The organism is Streptomyces lincolnensis (assembly GCF_001685355.1).
GTDB lineage: Bacteria > Actinomycetota > Actinomycetes > Streptomycetales > Streptomycetaceae > Streptomyces > Streptomyces lincolnensis.
The window spans coordinates 5,256,118-5,275,115 of the sequence record NZ_CP016438.1 but is presented as its reverse complement, the minus strand read 5'-3'; the positions used below and the strand labels follow the sequence as shown (position 1 = coordinate 5,275,115).

The window sequence follows — 18,998 nt, the reverse complement described above, 5'->3', positions numbered from 1 at the left end:
CCATGAGCACCTCGACCTCACTGGAAGACGAGATCCGCGAGTTCGTCCTGACCTCGGTCATCGACGAGATGAACATCCTGACCGGCCGCGAGGGCATCACGGACGACAGCCCGGTCACCGTCGGCGGCCTGGAGGTGGACTCCCTCAGCCTGATCGAGCTCACCCTGCGGCTGGAGACCCGGTTCGGCGTCGAGATCCCGGACACCGACATCGAGCCGCTGGCCTCCCTGACCCTCGGCGGGCTGGTCGCCGAGGTCGTCCGGCGCGGTGCGAAGGCATGAGCACACAGGCCACGCCGCTCATCACCACCGCCACCGTCCGCGCGCTGCTGTCCGACCGCAAGATCTTCCCCGGGGTGCCCGAGGATCTCGGCGAGGACGCCGAACTCGTCCTGGACTCCCTCGGGCTGGTGTGGCTGCTGCACGTCCTGGAGGAGCGCCACGGCCTGATCGTGGAGCCCTCCGACGAGGACATCGCGGGCCTGACCTCGCTGCGGCGCCTGACCGCCTACCTGCGCGCGGTCCAGGCCGACGCGGTGGAAGGGGGCGACCGCGATGAGCGGTGAGTCCACGGCCGGCGGAAGGAGGCCGCGGGGATGAGCGCCGACGTTCAGGTCACCGGCTTCGGTGTCCGCACCGCGTTCGGCCCGGGCGCCGAGGCGCTGCGGCGCGGGGTCTTCTCGGGCGTCCCCGCCTTCGCCCCCACCACCCGCTTCGACACCGCCCCGTACCGCACCCCGATGGCGGCCGCCGCCCCGGACGGCCCGGACGCGGTCGAGGACTGGGCCCTGCGGCACGCACTCGCCCAGTGCGGCACCGAGGCCTTCGACATGGCCGGACTGGGCCCGGGCACCGAGGCGCCGGTCCTGCTGGGGGTGGCCGGGGACTGCACGAGCGTGACCCGGTACTGGCGGAGCGACGCGGGTGCCCCGGACACCCGGCGGGCCGCCGACGCCGTGCCCGCGCGGCTGGCCGAACTCCTCGCCGAGCGGCTGAAGTCGACCGGCCCGCGCCTCGCCTTCACCAACGCCTGTGTCGCCTCGGCGGCCGCGATCATCCACGCCTGCCGGCTGATCGCGTCCGGCAGGGCGGAGGTGGCGGTGTGTGCGGGCGGCTACCTCGTGGAGGAGGAGACGTTCGGCAAGTTCGACTCGGGACGGGCGCTGTCACGCGACGGCCGGGTCCGGCCGTTCAGCGCGAACCGCACGGGGCTGCTGCTGGGGGACGGGGTGGCGGCCGTGGTGCTGGAGTCCGCGGAGCACGCCCGTCGCCGCGGGGCCCGACCGCTGGCGGCCGTGACCGGCTGGGGCGCGGCCACCGACGCCCACCACATCGCCCAGCCGCACCCCGAGGGCATCGGCCTGACCCGCGCGGCCCGGCAGGCGCTGCGGCTGGCGGGCGACCAGGACGGGGACGCCGTCGGCTACGTCAACGCGCACGGCACCGGCACGAAGTACAACGACGGCGCCGAGACCCGCGGTCTGCGGGCCGCCTTCCCGCGGCGGGCGGAGGCGATCCCGGTCAGTTCCACCAAGAGCACCACCGGCCACCTCCTGGAGGCGGCGGGTGTCGTGGAGTTCGTCATCACGATGCTGGCCGTCATGGACGGCGTCCTGCCCCCGACGGCCGGATACGACCGCCCCGACCCGGAGTGCGACCTCGACTACGTCCCCGGCCGGCCCCGCCCGGCCGACCTCCGCCGGGCCCTCACCATCAACGCCGCCTTCGGGGGCGCCAACACCGCACTCGTCCTGGAGCGGCCATGACGACGAGCGAACGGACCCCCCTCGGCGCACCCCTGACCGTCCTCGCCGCCGCCACCGCCACCCACGGCACCGGCCGCGACGAGGACATCCCCCTGCCCAAGCTGCCCGGCTTCGTCGAGTCGGCGTTCAGCCCGCTCGTCTTCGAGGTCGCCGCGCGCTGCCTGACCGCACGGCCCTGCGACGGCTCCCGCACCGCCGTGGTGCTGGCCGCCCTGACCGGCGACACCACCACCGCCGACCTGGCCAGCAGCCGCATGGTCTCCGGGCGGGTCCACAACCCGCTGCTGTTCATGCAGGCCACCGCCAACTCCGTCCTGGGACACCTGAGCCGGGAGTTCGGCATCACCGCCCAGACGTTCAGCGTCTCCACCCTCCGCGACGCGGCGTCCGAACTCCTGGACATGGCAGACCTGTTGCTGGAGGACCCGGAGCTGGAACACGTACTGGTGGTGGGCGTGGAGCTGGGCGGCGGCGAACGACTCGACGCCGTGTACCGCGACCTCGCCACCGACGGCGGCCTTCCCGTCCCGGCACTGCCCGCGGGGGCGGGACGCTCGGCGGCACTGCTGCTCGGCCGCGCCGACACCGCCGCCGTGCCCACTCCCGCCGCCCCACCCGTGCCCCCCGGCAGCCTCCAGCGCCTCTTCGACCTGGCCGCCGCCCACCGGAACGAGACGGAGACCCATGCTCATCAGTAGGCAGGAGCGGGCCCGCATCTGCTCCGACCCCGAACTCGGCGCCGGCAACATCCTGCACCGCCTCACGGCGTACGACCGCCCGCGCGACGAGGTGGTCCTGCACACCGACGGCACCTGGCGGGCCCCCGACGGCAGCCGCCCCGAGGCCCTGACCCTCGGCGCGCTGACCGAGGCGGTCGACACCTACGCGGGCTGGTACGCGGCCCACGGGGTGCGCCCCCGCGACCCGGTCGCGATCCACTCCCACTCCAGCACCGAGTTCGCGCTGAACTTCCTCGCGCTGACCCACCTCGGCGCGATCCCGTCGTTCGTCAACGGCAACCTGCCGCCCGACACCGCCCGCGAGTACGTACGCCGGCAGGGCGCGGTCGGCGCCTTCACCGACGCGGAGCACCACGAGGTGCTGGCGGGGCCCGGATCCGGGCTCGGTTTCCGGGTCACCGCCGCCGACATCCGCCCGGAGCACCGCGCGTCGCTGCCGCCGTCGTACCCCTACCGCCACGACCCCGGCGACCCGGTGCTCATCTCGCACTCCTCCGGCACCACCGGCATGCCCAAGGGGGTGCCGCACACCCACCGGACGCTGATGTACGCGCAGCTGCACCGGCTGCGCTACTCCACCGGCACCGACATGGCCCGCACTTTGGTGGCGCTGCCCGGCGCGCACAACGCGATGGTTGCGACGCTGCTGTACTGCCTGCTGCTGCGCACCGACATCAAGCTGCTCTCCAGCCGGCGCGGCACCGATGTCCTGGACGCCATCGAGGAGTTCCGGCCGACGACCGTGCTCGCCTTCGCCGGGACCTTCGGCGAGATGGCCGCCGAGGACCTGAGCGCCCGCGACCTGTCCGGCGTGCAGGTGTGGTTCAACACCGGCGACGCGGCCCACGAGGCGCACATCCGGGCCCTGGTCCGGCACGGCAACCATGTCGAGATCGGCGCCGACCTGCGCCGTACCCGTGTCGAGGGCTCGGTGTTCGTGGACGGGCTCGGCTCCTCCGAGGCCGGCTACTCCGTCTTCCACAACCGGCACACCAAGGACACCACCGCCTACTCCCGCTGCGTCGGCCGGCCGATCGGCTTCGCGGAGGCCGCCGTACTCGCCGAGGACGGCACCCCGCTGCCACCGGGCCGGATCGGCCGCCTGGGCCTGAAGTCACCGACCCTGACCCCGGGTTACTGGAACGACTCCCTCACCTGGAACCGCATGCGCCTGGGCGGCTACTGGCTCACCGGTGACCTCGCCCACCAGGACGAGGACGGCAACTTCTACCACCTCGACCGGGCCCCGGACGCGATCCGCACGGCCCACGGCATCCTCTTCAGCACCCGCACCGAGGAGTTGCTCCTGCGCGAGCTGCCCGAGCTCACGGACTGCACGGTCGTCGCGGTCGCCCCCGACGGGGTCCGCGCGGACTGGGACGGCGACGGGGTGGCCGAGGCCTACGCGTTGCTCCAGCTCACCGACGGCGACGACGGGGAGGAGGAATGGACCGAGCGGGTCAACGCCGTCCTTGCGGCCGCCGGTTTCCCCCCGGTCACCCGCGCCCTGCGCATGAAGGCCGAGGACGTGGCCAAGGGCGCCACCGGCAAGGTCCTCAAGCGGGTGATGCGGGACCGGTTCACCGCCGTTCCTGCCGTTCCGGCCGAGGAGCGGGCATGAGCGGCGAGCGGGCGCGGACGGTGGACGCGTACCGGCTGTGGTGGCAGCACGACGCCCACTGGTACCAGGGCGTGGCCGCCCGCTTCGGGCAGTCCGTCGCGAACGAGATCAACGCCGAGGCCCTGCGCAAGGTCGCCCTCCACGTCGGTCAACGGGTCGGCCGCCTCGCCGGTCCCCTCCCCGACACCGGCGACCCCCGCAAGGACCTCGACGACCTCCGCCGCCGCTACGACGACTGCGGCGAGCGCATGTTCCCCAGCGAACTGCGCAACGCTTCCACCGAGGTCGAGGCCGACGACCTCATCGTCCTCACCCTGCGCCGGAACTTCGCCATCACCATGGTCCGCATGGCCGGCTCCCTCGACGGCTACCGCTGCCCGTGCACCGACATCCACGCCGGCTGGTCCGAGGGCCTGGGCGTCACCCTGACCGAGAACCGGGCCGAGACCTGCCTGCGCGAGGGCGCCCCGGCCTGCCGACTGCTCCTGCGGATCGCGCCGGACGAGGAGGCCTGACCCATGCGGGTCCTTGTCGCCGGAGCCACGGGCGTGATCGGACACCCGCTGGTGGGAGCACTACGGGCACGGGGCCATGAGGTGACGGCACTGGTCCGGACCGCCGCCCGGGCCTCCGCCGTGGACGCGGACGCCGTCGTCGTGGCCGACGCCCTCGACCGGGAGGCGCTGTCGGCGGCGGTGTCGGCGGCCCGTCCCGAGGTGGTCGTGCACCAGATGTCGGCGCTGCGCCTGCTGGGCGACGACCCCGCCGGGGCCTTCGCCCTGACGGCCCGCCTGCGTACCGAGGGCACCGCCCACCTCGCCGCCGCCGCCCGCGCGGCCGGCGCGCGGCGCCTGGTCGCGCAGTCCATCGCCTTCGCCACCGCCCCGGCCGCCGTCCTGGTCCTCGACGAGGACGCGCGCCTGTACGTCGACGCCCCGGACCCCGGCTGGGCGGCCACGGTCCGCGCGGTGGCCGACCTGGAACGCCAGGTGACGGCCACCGACGGCGGCCTGGTCCTGCGCTACGGCACCCTGTACGGCCGGGGCACGGCGTACGCCCGTACCGGCTCGACGGCCCAGCGGGTCCTGGCCGGACGCCTGCCGCTGCCCGGCGACGGCCCCGGCATCACCTCGTTCCTGCACGTGGCGGACGCCGTGGGAGCGACGGTGGCAGCCGTCGAGTCCACCACCACGGGCGTCCTGAACATCACCGACGACGACCCCGCCCCCGCCGCCCTCTGGCTCCCCCACTACGCCCACGTCCTCGGCGCCCCGCCCCCACGCCGGATCCCGGCCTCCCTGGCCCCCCGCCTCCTCGGCTGGTACCCCACCCACCAACTCACCACGGCACACGGCGCGTCGAACACGAGGGCCCGCACGGAACTGGGCTGGAAACCGGGGCGCCCGAGCTGGCGAGAAGGGCTGGGCAGGGAATGAAAGCCTCCGCAGCCGCGGGCGGTCGTGCCGCGCCGCCCACCCGGACCTGGCCCACCCTCCTGGTCATCGTCTGCGCGCAGATGCTGATCTGGCTGGACACCTCGATCCTGAACGTCGCCGTCACCACCCTCGCCGACCCCACGACCGGTCTCGGCGCCACCCCCGGCGAACTGGAGTGGATCGCCGGCGCCTACACCCTCGTCTTCGCCGGCACCCTCTTCGCGGGCGGCGCCCTGGCCGACCGCCACGGCCCTCGTACCACCCTCCTCGCGGGCCTCGCCCTCTTCGGCGCGGCCTCCGCCGCGGCCGCGTTCGCCCCGAACCCGCCCGCCCTGATAGCGGCGAGGGCGGTCATGGGCGCCGGCAGCGCCCTGCTGATGCCGGCCACCCTGACGGTCATCGTCCAGAGCACCCCGGAGGACAAGCGCACCAGGGCGATCGCGATCTGGAGCTCCTCCAGCGGACTCGGCGTGGCCATCGGCCCGGTCGCCGGCGGCGCACTGCTCAGCCACTTCTGGTGGGGCTCGGTGTTCCTGGTCAACGTGCCGGTCGTCGCCCTGTGCCTGGCCGGCGTCCTGGCCCTCGTACCCCGGCTGCCCCCCTCGCACCGCCGCGTCCTGGACCTCCCCGGCCTCGCCCTGTCGGTGCTGGGCCTGGGTTCGGTGGTCTACGGCATCATCGAACTCGGCGGCGGAAAGCCCTGGTTCGGGCCCCATGTCCTGCTCCCGCTCGTCCTGGGCACCGCCCTGCTCACCGCCTTCGTGGCGGGCCAGCGCCGGTCCCCCACCCCCAGCCTGGATCTGCGGCTGTTCCGGCAGCCGGGGTTCACGGCGGGCAGCGTGGTGCTGCTGATCGCGTTCATGGCACTGGCCGGCCACCTGTTCTACGCGGCCTTCTACCTCCAGGGCCCCCGGGGCCTGACCCCCGCCGACGCCGGAACGGTGATGATCGCCGCCGCGGTCGGGATCGTCCTGGGCAGTCAGGCGTCCCCGGCGACGAGCAGGCTCCTGACGGCCCGTTGGACGGTCGCGGCCGGCGTCCTGGCCACGGCGGCCACCTACCTCGGCTACCTGTGGTTCGACGCCGGCACACCCCTGGTGCTCATCGCCGCCCTGCTGTGGATCCAGGGCTTCGGCATGGGCCTGGTCGGCACCCCGGTCACGGCCGCGATGATGCGCGCTGTGCCCCCGCATCTCGCGGGCGCCGGGTCGGCCGTCAACAGCGTCACCCGGCAGGTGGGCGGAACGCTCGGTGTGGCGATGGCCGGTTCGATCCTCTCCGGGGTCTACCGAAGCCGTATGGCGGACGCCCCCGTCCCCGAGGCCCTGCCGCCCGACGCCGAGGAACGGGCCCGCACCTCGGCCGAGTCGGCCCGCGCCCTGGCCGACTCGCTGCGCCTGCCGGACCTGGCGGCCACCGCCGACCGCGCCTTCCTCGACGCGATGTACGCGGCCACGTTCTGGACCGCCCTGCTCGCGCTCGTCGGATTCGCGGTGTGTGTCGTGGGCCTGCGCACCCGAAACCCCGACGGCGACAAGGGAGTCGACCATGGACCGGACGCTGCCGACGACACCCCGCTCGGTGCTCGTGACGGGCGGGAACCGGGGAATCGGGCTGGCCACGGCCCACCGCTTCGCGAGGGCGGGCGACCGGGTCACGGTGACCCACCGGGGCGCTGAACCGCCCGACGGCACCGGATTCCTCGCCGTACGCTGCGATGTGACGGACAGCCGACAGGTGGACCGGGCCTTCGAGGAGGCCGAGGCGGCCCACGGCCCCGTCACCGTGCTGATCGCCAACGCGGGGGTCACCCACGACCGGTTGCTGCCGCTGATGCGCGAGGAGGACTTCACCTCGGTCGTCGACACCAACCTCACGGGCGCCTTCCGGGTCGCCCGGCGTGCGGCGCGCGGGATGCTCCGGGTCGGCCACGGCCGTATCGTGCTGGTCTCCTCCACGGCCGCCCTGCACGGCGCCGCCGGGCAGAGCAACTACGCCGCCGCGAAGGCCGGGCTGGTGGGCCTGGCCCGCTCCCTCACCCGGGAGTTCGGGCCCCGTGACATCACCTGCAACGTCGTGGCACCGGGCCTGACCGACACGGACATGGCCCGCGCCCTCACCCCCGAGCAGCAATCCGAGCTGCTACGGCGGACCCCGGCCGGCCGCGCGGCCCACCCCGACGAGGTCGCCGAGGCGGTGGCGTTCCTCGCGGGGGCCGGGTATGTGCGGGGAGCGGTGATTCCGGTGGACGGGGGCGCGGGGCTGGGCCACTGACGGGACGGTCGGGGCCCGCTCGCCTGCCCTACTTCAGCCCGATGGCCGCGCAGTCCGCCGCGTACTCGGGCGTGCAGATCTCCTTGACGGTGTAGACGCCGTCCTGGATCACCGTCTCCTTGATGTTGTCCTGGGTGACGGCGACCACCGGCACCAGGCTGGCGGGGACGTCCTGCTGCGTCGGGCTGTCGATGGTGTCCGGGGTCAGCGCGTCGAACTCGATCCCGTGGTCCTGGACCTTGGCGACGGCCAGTTCGGCCGCGTTGTCCGCCTCCAGCAGGAACGACTTGTACACCGTCATGAACTGCTCGCCCGCCACGATCCGCTGGAGCGCCGCGAGGTCCGCGTCCTGCCCGGTCACCGGCGGGATCTTGGTGGCCCCCGCCTCCTTGAGCGCGTCGATGACGGCGCCCGCCATGCCGTCGTTCGCCGAGTAGACGGCGGCGATGTTGTTGAGGCCGATCGCCTTGATCGCCTTCTCCATGTTGGCCTTGGCGACCTGGGGCAGCCACTCCCGGGTGTCGTACTGCTTGGCGATGATGACGTTGCCGTTCAGCTCGCTGAGCGCGCCCTGCTTGAACAGGGCCGTGTTGGGGTCGGCGACCGAGCCGTTCATCATGACGATCTTGCTGGTCTTGGCCTTGTCGCCGAGGGCACCGACGATCGCGCGGCCCTGCACCTGGCCGACCAGCTCGTTGTCGTGGGAGACGTAGGCGTCGATCGGGCCCTGGGCGAGGCGGTCGTAGGCGATGACGGGTATCGCCGCGTCCTTCGCCTTCTGGATGTCCTTCGCGATCGCCTTGGCGTCGACCGCGTCCACCAGGATCACGTCCACCTTGGCGGCGATCATCTGCTCGAACTGCGTGCTCTGCTTCTTGGCACTCGCACCGGCGTTGGCGTAACGGACCGTGCCCTTGTCGTTCGTCAGGGCCGCGACACGTTTCTTGATGAGCGGGTAGTCGAATCTCTCGAAGCGACCGGTCTCCCGGTCGGGCAGGAGCAGACCCACCGTGATGTCGTCGCCCTTCTTGGGGCCGGCGGAGCTGCTGCTGTCGCCGACACCTTCGATGACACCGCACGAGGCGAGCAACAGCGTCGACAGGGACACGGCGACGACGTGGGGGAGACGGCGCACGGTCGAGCTGAGCGTGGGGGAAACGTTCACAACAGGTGCCTTCCGGGGCAACAGAGCAACCTGGCAACCAGGTGGTGAAAGCCAACGCGGTAAGCGCGTTCAACGTCAAGGGTTCTGGTTAACGAGATAGCAACAGCAACGCCAAGGCAGGGCATGCCGCAGCTCACCCGCCGGCGGGGTCCTCCAGGACGACATCGTCACGGTGGGCACCGAAGAACTCGCTCCGCCGGGCCATGATCTCGCGCATCGGCGTACCGCGGGGAACCCCGTACACCGTCCCCAGGAAGTCCAACTCCCTTTGTACCGCCCAGACCTCGTCGTGCCGGTCGGGAGACAGCAGCCGGGCCGGGGAAGAGGGAGGCGCCGGTGGCGGCGAAGGCCTCGCTCCCGACACTCGCCCCGTTGACGTGGGCGTGCGGGCCGATCATGACCGCGTCGCCGAACACCGCGCACGCGCGCGCCCGTGGGGTGCCTTTCCGTCAGGTGGGGCCGCCGCCGAAGCCGATCTCGTTGCCGTCGGGGTCGTGGTACGTGACCTTGCGGACGCCGTTCGCGTACGTCTCCCGCTGGGTCGGGGTCAGCCCGCGCTCACCGATGGCGGCGATCCGGGCGTCCAGGTCGTCGACGAAGAGCGTCTGGAGCGCGTGGCCTCCGTGGCCGGGGCGGTGCTCGATGTAGACGTACCGGTGTTCCGCCAGTTCCCACACCGCCTCCTTGTCGTTCGGGAAGAAGACCGGCGGACCGCCGAGGAGGCGCTCGTACCAGGTGAGGGCGGCCTGGTAGTCGTTGACCGGAATGCCCGCGAAGAGGTCGACCGTCATGCCGTCATGGTAGGCGCGGGGCCCGGCCGGGGTCCCGGATGTCTACGGAGTCCAGAACACCGCCCGGACCTCCCACCCGTGTTCCGCCCGCGGCCCCGTGTGCAGACGGCCGCCCAGCGCGGTGACGCGTTCGGTCAGGCCGACGAGGCCGAAGCCGCCGCCGTGCGCGGCGGCCGGGAGCTGGGTGCCGCCGCGGCCGTCGTCGGACACCGTCACCTCCAGGCGGCGACCGTCACGCCGTAGCGCGACGACGATCTCGGTGGCGTCGCCCGCGTGCCGCCGGACGTTGGTCAGCGCCTCCTGGACGACCCGGAAGGCGGCGGCCTGCACCTCGTGCGGCAGATCGTCCGTCACGGCGGGATCGCGGCGCAGGGTGACCTTCTGCCCCGGACCCGCGAAGCCCTCGGTCAGTTCGGTGAGGGCGGCCAGGTCGCCGACGGGACGCCGGTCGGCCGCCTCGCTGTCGGTGTCGCGCAGCACGCCGACCGTGCGGCGCATCGACGCGAGGGCCTCGGTGGCGGCGCGTTCGATGCCCGCCAGGACGGGATCGAGTTCCTCCACGGGCGCACCCTGCCCGGCACGCCCCGCCTGTCCGGCCTGCCCGGCCGCCATCATGCGGGCCATCTGCGTCTGCACCAGGATCCCGGTGACGTGGTGGGCGACGAAGTCGTGCAGGTCGGCGGCGATCGCCACCCGCTCCTCCCGCCGGGTGTCGGCGACGGCGACGGTACGGCGGTAGTCCAGGGTGCGCAGATAGACCGCGAGCCCGGCGATCAGCCCGACCAGGACCAGGCCCGCGAGGATGACGCCGTACGCCTCGTTCGCGTGCCCCCAGTAGTACCGGGCGGGCGTGGCCAGCAGGGCGCCCGCGTCCAGCACCGCGCACGGCACGACCCAGCGCGGTGGACAGTGCCGTACCGCCACGAAGAGCAGGCACAGCAGGAGCACGACCTCGCCCGGGCCGAACGGGACGTCCCGGCTCAGCGCGACCGCGGACACCGTGGCCAGCAGCGACAGCAGGGCCGGGACGCCGGTGCGCAGCTGCGGGATCAGCCACCCCGGCCGCCGCCCGGCCGGCCACAGGACGGCGGCCAGGCCGGCCGCGAGGACGACCACCGTGGGCCACACGGGGTAGCCCACCCCCTGCATGATCTGGAGGTCCAGGAGGGACGCCCCGACCAGGGCACCCACGGCGAGACCTCGTGCCAGGCCGCGTGCGGAAGGGGATCTCATGGGGATCACGGTAGGCCGCCGCCGTCGGCCACGGGATCGGCCGAACGGCCGAGGCTCGCGGTTCACCTGGTATTTTCCGCCCCGGGGCGGGACCGATGGACGGATGTCCCGGGCGCCCCGCGGACGAGGAGCGGACCATGCCGGACAGCAGGTTCCTTGTCGGCGTCGTGTCCGGCGCGGCCGTCGTGCTGGTCCTCGGCGGTGTCGGCACCCGGCTGGCCTCCACCACGGAGTCGACCACCCGGCTCGACCGGTTCGACACCGTGACCGTGGACGGCCACAAGGCCCTCGCGCCCAACATCGTCGCCGGCCGGACCGAGTCCCTCTACCACCCGCTGCCCTGGGTCGGCACGAAGGTCACGGTGTCCTGTCCGGCCGGCCTGAAGGCGGTCGCCGGTGCCACCCTGACCTGCGCGGGCCGCAGGAGCGACGGGACGACGATCGACATCCCGGTGAGGGTGATCAGCGCGACGGACACCCGGATCACCTGGACGTTCGAACGGTAGGCCCGACGCCTACGCCTCCACCCGGAGGAGGTCGTCCAGGCCGGCCGCGCGGAACGCGGCCACCACGTCCTCCCGGCCCTCGGTGAAGTGGGCCCAGCTGTCGCAGTGGACGGGAACGACCCTGCGGGCACCGAGAATCCTGGCCGCCTCGGCCGCGCCGGCGCTGTCGAGGACGAGCGGCGCCCCGTCGAAGAGGGCGGGGAAGCGGGGCGCTCCCGCGAAGAGCACGGCGGTGTCGACCGGCCCGAACCGCTCGGCGATCCGGCCGACCAGGGTGAGCGAGGCGTTGTCGCCGCTGACGTAGACCGTGGGCAGGTCGTCGGAGGTCAGGACGAAACCGACGACCTCGCCGGTGATCTTCTCCACTCCTTCGACGTCGTCGGGCCCGTGCAGGGCGGGTGCGCCGGTCACGGTCAGCGTGCCGCCGTCGGGGCGGTCCAACGTCACGGAGGTCCAGGGCGCCAGCGGTCGCGCGCTGCCGCCGAGGCGCTCGGCACCGCTGGGGGTGGTGAGGGTGAGCGGTACGTCGGCGAGGAGGGCCCGGCCCGAGTCGTCGAGGTTGTCGGCGTGCTCGTCGTGCGAGAGCAGCACCACGTCGACCGGGCCCAGGTCGGCCGGCGTGACCGTGGAGGGCGCGGTCTTGGTCAGGGTCGGGCCGCCGGCACTCGGGTAGTCGCCGGGGGCGTCGAAGGTCGGGTCGGTGAGGAGCCGGAGTCCGCCGTACTCGATGAGAGCGGTGGGGCCACCGAGGACACGGACGGGGATGGTGGACACGAGAAGGATCACCTCACGGATGGATGGATGTTTATCCGTGAGAAAAACTAGCCGTGCTCACGGATGGATGCAAGCCCTACCATGAGAACCGTGAGAGAGACCGAGACCGAGACAGTGACCGGGGCCGAGGTCGAGGCCGGGGCCGCTCGGGAGACCGTGAGGGGAGATGGGACCGTGAGGGGAGCCGAGACGGCGGCGGGAGCGGTCGGCGCGGCGGGACAGGTCGGTGCGGCAGGAGCGGTCAGTGCGGCAGGACCCGTCGGACTGATCTCGAATGCGGCCGGATCGCCGGAGACGCTAGTCCCGCCCGCGCCGGGCGCCGAGCGGTATCCCGCGCTGGACCTCGCCAACAGCGCGCCCGCTCTGCCCGGGGGCCAGTACCTGGACTTCCTCGGCAGTCCCGCGGCGGCGGGTCAGTGGCTGGCCGACCGCGGCCTCGCCCCGGCGGACGCCGGACTCCGGGAGCTGTGCACGTCCCGCCTGCGGGGCCTGCGCGAACACGTCAGGGCGCTGCTCGGCTGCCATGTGGACGGCCTGCCCGCGCCGGCCGACGCACTCGCGGCCGTCAATGACGCGTTGACCAGGGCTCCCTCGGCGTCCCTGCTGCACTGGGACTCGGCACGGGGCCTGTACCGGGCGACTTCGCACCCTGTCACACAGATCGTGGACCATGCCCTGGCGGCTCTCGCCGCGGACGCCGCCGATCTGCTCACCGGTCCGGACGCCGAGCGGCTCACGGCCTGCGGGTCACCCCCGTGCAACCGTTTCCTGCTCCGGCACGGCCGGCGTCACTGGTGTTCCACGCGCTGCGGCGACCGCGCGCGCGCCGCGCGCGCCTACGCCCGCAGGACCGGGAACGCTACGCCGACGCCGCCTCCGGCGGGGTCTCGTGGCAGGTGAACCCGAGGCGGGTGAGCGCCCTGGTCACTTCGAACGCGGTGAAGTCACGGCGGTCCTGGCGGGTGATGACCTCGCCGACCTGCTTGACGGGGTAGATCCGGCGCCCGATGACCACGCAGGCTCCGCTGAGGGGTTCCGGCCGGACGCTCTGCATCTGTGCCTCGACCTCGGATTTGACCAGGTCGAAGGGGTAACGGGCGATCACACAGCGCATGGTGCCTCACCAGGGGTCCGAGAAGATTGGGGATAAACGAACAGGGCCCGCACCCAAGGTGCGGGCCCTGTCGAAACCGTCAGACGGTTACGCGGGAACGATGTTCTCCGCCTGCGGGCCCTTCTGGCCCTGCGTGACGTCGAACGTCACCTTCTGGCCTTCCTGAAGCTCACGGAAGCCCTGGGTGGCGATGTTCGAGTAGTGGGCGAAGACGTCGGCGCCGCCGCCGTCCTGCTCGATGAAGCCGAAGCCCTTTTCCGCGTTGAACCACTTCACGGTACCGGTGGCCATGTCATATCTCCTGAGGCAGTGCTGGAGACCCACACTTCGTGAGCCCCCTTCATCGCTGTGATGATCACCTGCCCGGAAAACCCGGCATGCAAAATGGCAACCACAACTGCAACGACGTCGACCGTAGCACGAATCATCAAGATGCGAATTCAAGCAAAACGGCACCGCGAAAAGCCGCCGGGAATAACCAAGAAACCACTTCCCCGCCCACCTCTTTTTTCTGTTCCGGCGGACTCAGTTTTCCTCGGGCGGCTGGCGGAGCTCCGCGTTGTCCTTGAGGGCCTCCTCCAACCGGTCCTCCAGACCGATGATGCGGCACGCGGCCTCGATCGGCGTCCCCTGGCCGACCAGCTCCCGCGCCCGGACGGCCAGCCGCAACTGATGACGCGAATACCGGCGATGCCGCCCACCCGAACGCGACGGCGTGACCAGCCCCGCCTCCCCGAGCGCACGCAGAAACCCCGGCGTCGCACCGATCAACTCGGCCGCCCGGCCCATCGTGTACGCCGGATAGTGATCGTCATCCAGCCGATCACCGCCGTACGGCCGCTTTCCCGAGGCCATGTCACCTTCCCGCGAGCCGCCGGACCACGACACGCCACAGGGCTCCTTGCCCGCAAGGTAACTCTAGTCGCCCGATCGGAAACCCTGTCACGGCGAACATAGTTCTCAGAGTCCACCCGTCGGTGCCGGGTCCTACCGCACCAGCGCGCCGAGCGTCTCCGTGAACGCCCCGGCCGAGTGGTCGGCGTGGGTGCGGATTCGGGTGGTGATGGCGGTGGCTCCGTCGCCTTCGATGAGGTGGGCGAGGCGGTTGATGCGGTGGGTGAGGGATTCGGGGGTGTCGGGGAGGGTGGAGAGGTAGAAGTCGGCGGCGTCGTAGGACATGTGGAAGACGTGTTTTTTGACGTCGCTCAGGGTGAGGTAGTCGTCGTGGGTCGTCGGCACCGGCTCGGGGGCGCCGACGCAGACCGCCGGGGTGCCGGCGCCCCAGGCGTTGACGCTCAGGTGGTAGGTGTCGGTGATGACCAGGCGGTAGCGCGACAGGACGTTCACCAGGTCGCCGATGGTGTGGTCGCCGGGGCGGGTGGGGATGTGGGCGACGGAGGGCGGGATGTCCCGGTCGAACCAGGGGAGCCATTCGAGGGGGGCGCCGAAGCGGTCGGCGAGGCCCTGGCAGAAGTCGGGCAGCCAGGCCGGGATCCGGGTGCGGGCGCCGAGGAAGACGCCGATGGCGCCGCCCTCCGGGAGATCCTCGGACCAGGCGGTGGTCGGGAGGTGGTCCAGGTCGCCGGGGCGGGACAGGAGCGCCGCGTCCGAGCCGAAGTACTCGGCCGTACGGTCCCCGCGCAGCAGCGCGATCCTGGCGGCCGACACCGGGTCACGCATCCAGACGCGGTGGCTGCCGGTCATGAGGCGGGAGAAGAGGGGGCCGAACTCCTTGTCCTCGTCGCCGGGGTGGCCGGAGGAACCGGGGGAGCCGGAGTAGTCGGCCTGCGTGTTGTGCAGGATCGTCCCGCCGTAGCTGAGGGTCCGCGCAAGGAGGTCGTCCGGCTGCTCCGACAGCAGCAGGGTGCGGTACAGCAGGGCGCGGGCGGCGGCGCGGTTCTCGGCGAAGCCGAAGTCGAGCAGGCGGTTCGTCGCGTCCTGGGCCAGATAGTGCCGGGTGTGCAGGAAGTCGCCCCAGAAGACGACCGCGTCGTGGTCGCGGAGCTCGTCGACGTGCTCGATCAGCGAGCGGAACCGGAACGGGAGCCCGGTGCCCCGCGCGCACTCCCTGAGCGGCACGGTCTCCGGTGCGTGCAGGGTGTACCAGGTCGGGTCGACCGCGGTGCCCATGCGCCGTCGCAGGGACTCGAAGGCCAGGTCGACGGTGAGCATTCCGGTGTTGCGGTACCCGATGTTGGGCGCGGTGATGACGGCGACGCGTGCCATGTGCTCGTTTCCCTCGGCCGTTGCCGGCGCCTCGACGTGTGGCGCCGACCATCGGCCAACGTACACATCACCGCCGGTCCGGGACCTGCCCGCCCCCGCTGCCCGGGACCGTGTGACTCAAACACAAATCAAGCCACATAGCGTGGCGAAATTCGGCCATACTAGGACTATGAGTACGGCGACGTTTGTAGTGGCGGCCACGTCGGGCGATGTACTCAACGTGCTCGCCGCCTTCGCGGGTGGTCTGTTCGTCGCGGGTGCCCTGATCTGGGCCGTGCGACTGGGCATGCGGGTCCTCGACCAGGAACTTCCGCACCCCCGCCCGGAGGAGCAGCCGAAGCTGCCCCTGACGGGCGCGGTGCACGAGATGCGGGAGATGCGGGAGCCGGACGAGATCCCGGCCGCGGTGGGGCGGGAGCGGCTCATGCCGTACCAGCTCCACCACCAGGGCAGCAGGACGGGGAAGGACCAGCACCGGCACCGGTGGCTGCCGGGCTCCAGCGGCTCCTTCGGCAGCGGCGGCCTCGGTCACACATAAGGCCTCACGCATAAGGCCTCACGCATAAGACAGCAGGACATACAGGGGGCTGCCCCGCCGACAGGGCAGCCCCACGACGGGGCCGTGAGGGGAACGGTCCCGTACTGGATGCCGCCGGGGCGCCGGGACGGACGCCTTGCCATGACAGCCGTGGGGTCGGACCAGCACTGCCGGCGCCCGGCACGACCTCTCCCCGGCGGCCCCCTCAGACTGCCCTCCCGGCCACCGCCCGCGCATCGGACTTCCGGGAAGATCGGTACACCTAGCGGCGGCGGCACCCCGGAACTCCGCGTACGGAGACCGCTACCTACGACGGCCCCGCCACCGCCGGGATCTCCGTGCGCGAGGTGATCCGCAGCTTGGCGAGGATGTGCTCCACGTGGGCGTCCACCGTGCGCTTGGAGATCACCAGGCGTTCGGCGATCTCGCGGTTGGACAGCCCCTGCGCGACCAGCGCGGCGACCTCGCGTTCCCGGCGGGTGAGGGCGTTCGCGGTGACCCGCGGCCCGGGCAGCCGGGTGCCGGACGGGCGGGCGCGGGCCGGGGGCTCGTCCAGGTCGGCACGGACGGCCTCCAGGACCGCGCGGCCGGGCATCCGGGCCCCGGACTCGTGCCACCGAGCGAAGGTCTCCGCGCCCAGTGCCGCACGCACCCTCTTCTGCATCGCTTCCCGCTCCTCCAGCAGCCGGGGCAGCATCGCCACCGGGTCCCCGCTCAGCCGGCGCGCGTGCTCGGCGTACCCCAGGAGCCAGCAGGCCCGTACGAAGCGCTCCTGGCGGGCCGCGTTCCAGGCCAGCCCCAGACAGGCCAGCGCGGCCACCAGCACCTCGCCGACCTCGCTCGCGGCCTCCAGCCCCCGGCGGAACAGCGCCTCGCTCTTCCCGTGCTCCCCGGCGAGCGAGAGGATCACCCCCTGGACGGTCAGCGTGGAGCCGTACAGCTGGCGCTCGCCGGTGCCCTCCAGAAACGCCAGGCCGGTCTCGCACAGCCGGAGCGCCCCGGCCGTGTCGCCGAGGACGGCCCGCAGCAGGGCACCCTCGTAGTGGACGACAGCGATGCCCAGCCCGTCCCCCGAGGCGACGATCCGCAGCCGGGCGCTCTCCAGGACCGCGAGCCCCTCCTCGACGGCTCCGCACAGCGCGGACAGCGCCCCGACGTAGGCCTCCGCGAACACCTCCACCCGGCTCTCACCGGCGGCCCGCGCCACCTCCCTGGCCTGCGGAAACCGCTCCAGCGCGGTGTCGAGGTCGGCCGTCCACACCGCGAAGGCGCCGGTCATGAACAGGCCCCAGGCCCGCTCGGGACAGGGCTGCGGGACGCGGTCGAGCCCCTTGTCGATCCAGTACCGGCCCTCGGACAGGGTGCCCGCGGCCCGCCAGAACGCCCCGAGCCGCGTCGCCAGCCACAGCGCCTTGGCGGTGGTCCGGCCCCCGGCCCCGAGGCCGTACTCCAGCGCGGCCCGCACATCGGCCACGTCGTCCCGGACCGCCCGGTGCAGCGCGACCTGCGCCGGGCTCAGGAACTCGTCCCAGAACCGCCCGGCGAGCGCCTCGTAGTACGCGAAATGCCGCTCCCGTACGGCGGTGGCGTCGACGTCCGTGCCGGGCAGCCGCTCGGTGCCGTACTCCCGGATCGTGTCCAGCAGCCGGTAGCGGGCGCCGTCCTCGCCGATGCGCTGCACGACCGACTTGTCCACCAGGCCGATCAGCGCCTGGACCACCTGCTCGCCGACGAGGTCCCCGCCCGCGCACACCCGCTCCACCGCCGGCAGGTCGAAGGCGCCGGCGAACACCGACAGCCGCGCCCACAGCAGCCGCTCCGGCGGAGTGCACAGGTCGTAGGACCAGTCGATGGCCGTACGCAGGGTCTGGTGGCGGGTGAGGGCGGTGCGCCGGCCGCCGGTGAGGACCTCGAAGCGGCGGTCGAGACGGGCGACGAGTTCGGCGAGGGGCACCGCGCGCAGCCGTACGGCGGCCAGTTCCAGGGCGAGCGGGATGCCGTCGAGGCGTTCTACCAGGGCCCGGGTCCGCTCGCGGTCGGCGTCGGTGGCGGTGGCGGTGGCGGTGAAGCCGGCGCTGACGGCCGAGGCCCGCTGGACGAACAGGTCCACGGCGTCCTCGGTCGGCAGCGGGGCGATGGGCACGCAGTGCTCGCCGGGGACGTCCAGAGGCTGCCTGCTCGTGGCGAGGACATGGAGCCCGCCGGCCTCGCGCAGCAGGATGTCGCAGAGCATCGCGCACGCGTCGACGAGGTGCTCGCAGGTGTCCAGCACGAGCAGCAGCCGCCGCTCCCGCAGGTGTTCGACGACGGCGTCCAGCGGTGTCATCCCGGACTGCTCGGGCAGCTCCAGCACGCCCGCGAGGGTCGCCGGGATCAACTCCGGGTCGTGCAGCGCGGAGAGCTCCACCAGCCGGACGCCGTCCTCGAACCGGCCGGCGAGTCCGGCGGCCGCCCGCAGCGCCAGCCGGCTCTTGCCGACACCGCCCGGGCCGGCCAGGGTGACCAGTCTGGAGCGCTGCAACGCGTCGTGGACCACGGCGAGTTCGCCGCCGCGCCCGACGAAGCTGGTGAGCTCCACGGGGAGTTGTCCACCGCGCCGCTGCCCGAACCCGAAGCCGAATCCCATGGCACCCCCGTCGTACCCCGTCGCCGCCCCCGCCATCAGCACAGCGTAGCCATGCGATTCCCCAGCGTGTATCACGCACGATTCCCATGCCAGCCCTTCGGGGGAAACGTGGGGGCGGGGCCGGGGCCCCGCCAGGGGAGTGGTCCGTTCGGGTGACAGGGAGCACTCGGCATGCGCGGGCCCGCGCGC

General features: G+C 72.7%; 21 protein-coding genes. 12 read left to right on the top strand and 9 right to left on the bottom strand.

The window, feature by feature from the left end:
- The first annotated feature begins 2 nt into the window (after positions 1 to 2).
- The 9 genes from SLINC_RS23520 to SLINC_RS23480 are packed head-to-tail and all read left to right on the top strand — an operon-like array spanning position 3 to position 7,836.
- The gene (locus tag SLINC_RS23520) at positions 3 to 281 is read left to right on the top strand and encodes an acyl carrier protein (RefSeq protein ID WP_067436560.1); all 279 of its coding nucleotides are present in this window, start codon (positions 3 to 5) and stop codon (positions 279 to 281) included.
- Positions 278 to 565 (top strand): hypothetical protein, encoded by a 288-nt coding sequence (locus SLINC_RS23515; RefSeq protein ID WP_067436557.1) that lies wholly within the window; start codon positions 278 to 280, stop codon positions 563 to 565. The genes SLINC_RS23520 and SLINC_RS23515 overlap by 4 nt, the downstream gene beginning before the upstream one ends.
- A gap of 30 nt (positions 566 to 595) precedes the next feature.
- Entirely contained in the window at positions 596 to 1,765 is a 1,170-nt protein-coding gene (locus SLINC_RS23510) for a beta-ketoacyl-[acyl-carrier-protein] synthase family protein (RefSeq protein WP_067436553.1), read from the top strand.
- On the top strand, positions 1,762 to 2,463 hold the full coding sequence (locus SLINC_RS23505) for a hypothetical protein (RefSeq protein WP_067436550.1): 702 nt from the start codon (positions 1,762 to 1,764) through the stop codon (positions 2,461 to 2,463). The genes SLINC_RS23510 and SLINC_RS23505 overlap by 4 nt, the downstream gene beginning before the upstream one ends.
- Positions 2,450 to 4,126, top strand: a complete 1,677-nt coding sequence (locus tag SLINC_RS23500) for a class I adenylate-forming enzyme family protein (RefSeq protein ID WP_067436547.1) — start codon at positions 2,450 to 2,452, stop codon at positions 4,124 to 4,126. Before SLINC_RS23505 ends, SLINC_RS23500 begins: the two co-directional genes overlap by 14 nt.
- Entirely contained in the window at positions 4,123 to 4,641 is a 519-nt protein-coding gene (locus SLINC_RS23495) for a hypothetical protein (RefSeq protein WP_067436544.1), read from the top strand. The genes SLINC_RS23500 and SLINC_RS23495 overlap by 4 nt, the downstream gene beginning before the upstream one ends.
- Before the next feature lie 3 nt (positions 4,642 to 4,644).
- The gene (locus SLINC_RS23490; protein ID WP_067436541.1) at positions 4,645 to 5,562 is read left to right on the top strand and encodes an NAD-dependent epimerase/dehydratase family protein; all 918 of its coding nucleotides are present in this window, start codon (positions 4,645 to 4,647) and stop codon (positions 5,560 to 5,562) included.
- Complete coding sequence (locus SLINC_RS23485) at positions 5,559 to 7,241, top strand: MFS transporter (protein ID WP_225988367.1); 1,683 nt, start codon at positions 5,559 to 5,561, stop codon at positions 7,239 to 7,241. Before SLINC_RS23490 ends, SLINC_RS23485 begins: the two co-directional genes overlap by 4 nt.
- A complete protein-coding gene (locus SLINC_RS23480) occupies positions 7,144 to 7,836 on the top strand; it encodes an SDR family oxidoreductase (RefSeq protein ID WP_225988517.1) in 693 nt (230 codons plus the stop codon). The genes SLINC_RS23485 and SLINC_RS23480 overlap by 98 nt, the downstream gene beginning before the upstream one ends.
- Before the next feature lie 28 nt (positions 7,837 to 7,864).
- Here the strand turns inward: SLINC_RS23480 and SLINC_RS23475 are convergent, their stop codons facing one another.
- The 3 genes from SLINC_RS23475 to SLINC_RS23465 form a co-directional block, all read right to left on the bottom strand.
- Positions 7,865 to 8,971 carry a sugar ABC transporter substrate-binding protein gene (locus SLINC_RS23475; protein ID WP_067445643.1) on the bottom strand — a complete coding sequence of 369 codons (1,107 nt, stop codon included), beginning with the start codon at positions 8,969 to 8,971 and terminating at the stop codon, positions 7,865 to 7,867.
- Between the two features lie 479 nt (positions 8,972 to 9,450).
- On the bottom strand, positions 9,451 to 9,792 hold the full coding sequence (locus SLINC_RS23470) for a VOC family protein (RefSeq protein WP_067436535.1): 342 nt from the start codon (positions 9,790 to 9,792) through the stop codon (positions 9,451 to 9,453).
- Between the two features lie 42 nt (positions 9,793 to 9,834).
- On the bottom strand, positions 9,835 to 11,025 hold the full coding sequence (locus tag SLINC_RS23465) for a sensor histidine kinase (RefSeq protein ID WP_067436532.1): 1,191 nt from the start codon (positions 11,023 to 11,025) through the stop codon (positions 9,835 to 9,837).
- A gap of 137 nt (positions 11,026 to 11,162) precedes the next feature.
- Between SLINC_RS23465 and SLINC_RS23460 the strand changes: the two genes are divergently transcribed.
- Complete coding sequence (locus SLINC_RS23460) at positions 11,163 to 11,531, top strand: hypothetical protein (RefSeq protein WP_067436529.1); 369 nt, start codon at positions 11,163 to 11,165, stop codon at positions 11,529 to 11,531.
- 9 nt (positions 11,532 to 11,540) lie between these two features.
- On the opposite strand, the gene SLINC_RS23455 is transcribed toward SLINC_RS23460, so the two are convergent.
- Entirely contained in the window at positions 11,541 to 12,305 is a 765-nt protein-coding gene (locus tag SLINC_RS23455) for an MBL fold metallo-hydrolase (RefSeq protein WP_225988366.1), read from the bottom strand.
- Positions 12,306 to 12,572: 267 nt separating this feature from the next.
- Between SLINC_RS23455 and SLINC_RS23450 the strand changes: the two genes are divergently transcribed.
- The gene (locus tag SLINC_RS23450; protein ID WP_067445641.1) at positions 12,573 to 13,205 is read left to right on the top strand and encodes an ABATE domain-containing protein; all 633 of its coding nucleotides are present in this window, start codon (positions 12,573 to 12,575) and stop codon (positions 13,203 to 13,205) included.
- On the opposite strand, the gene SLINC_RS23445 is transcribed toward SLINC_RS23450, so the two are convergent.
- From SLINC_RS23445 to SLINC_RS23430, 4 genes are all read right to left on the bottom strand, one after another.
- Positions 13,165 to 13,419 (bottom strand): SCO5918 family protein, encoded by a 255-nt coding sequence (locus SLINC_RS23445; protein ID WP_067436520.1) that lies wholly within the window; start codon positions 13,417 to 13,419, stop codon positions 13,165 to 13,167. The genes SLINC_RS23450 and SLINC_RS23445 overlap by 41 nt on opposite strands.
- Positions 13,420 to 13,506: 87 nt before the next feature.
- Positions 13,507 to 13,710, bottom strand: coding sequence for a cold-shock protein (locus SLINC_RS23440; RefSeq protein ID WP_010986199.1), 204 nt, complete (start codon positions 13,708 to 13,710; stop codon positions 13,507 to 13,509).
- A 234-nt stretch (positions 13,711 to 13,944) separates the two neighbouring features.
- On the bottom strand, positions 13,945 to 14,274 hold the full coding sequence (locus tag SLINC_RS23435) for a MerR family transcriptional regulator (RefSeq protein WP_067445639.1): 330 nt from the start codon (positions 14,272 to 14,274) through the stop codon (positions 13,945 to 13,947).
- 132 nt (positions 14,275 to 14,406) lie between these two features.
- Positions 14,407 to 15,645 (bottom strand): hypothetical protein, encoded by a 1,239-nt coding sequence (locus tag SLINC_RS23430; protein WP_067436517.1) that lies wholly within the window; start codon positions 15,643 to 15,645, stop codon positions 14,407 to 14,409.
- Positions 15,646 to 15,814: 169 nt separating this feature from the next.
- Here SLINC_RS23430 and SLINC_RS23425 point away from each other — a divergent pair, with 169 nt between their 5' ends.
- On the top strand, positions 15,815 to 16,183 hold the full coding sequence (locus tag SLINC_RS23425) for a DUF6479 family protein (RefSeq protein WP_067436514.1): 369 nt from the start codon (positions 15,815 to 15,817) through the stop codon (positions 16,181 to 16,183).
- Between the two features lie 307 nt (positions 16,184 to 16,490).
- Here SLINC_RS23425 and SLINC_RS23420 read toward each other — a convergent pair whose 3' ends face one another.
- Positions 16,491 to 18,845 carry an ATP-binding protein gene (locus tag SLINC_RS23420; protein WP_079165148.1) on the bottom strand — a complete coding sequence of 785 codons (2,355 nt, stop codon included), beginning with the start codon at positions 18,843 to 18,845 and terminating at the stop codon, positions 16,491 to 16,493.
- Between the last annotated feature and the right edge of the window lie 153 nt (positions 18,846 to 18,998).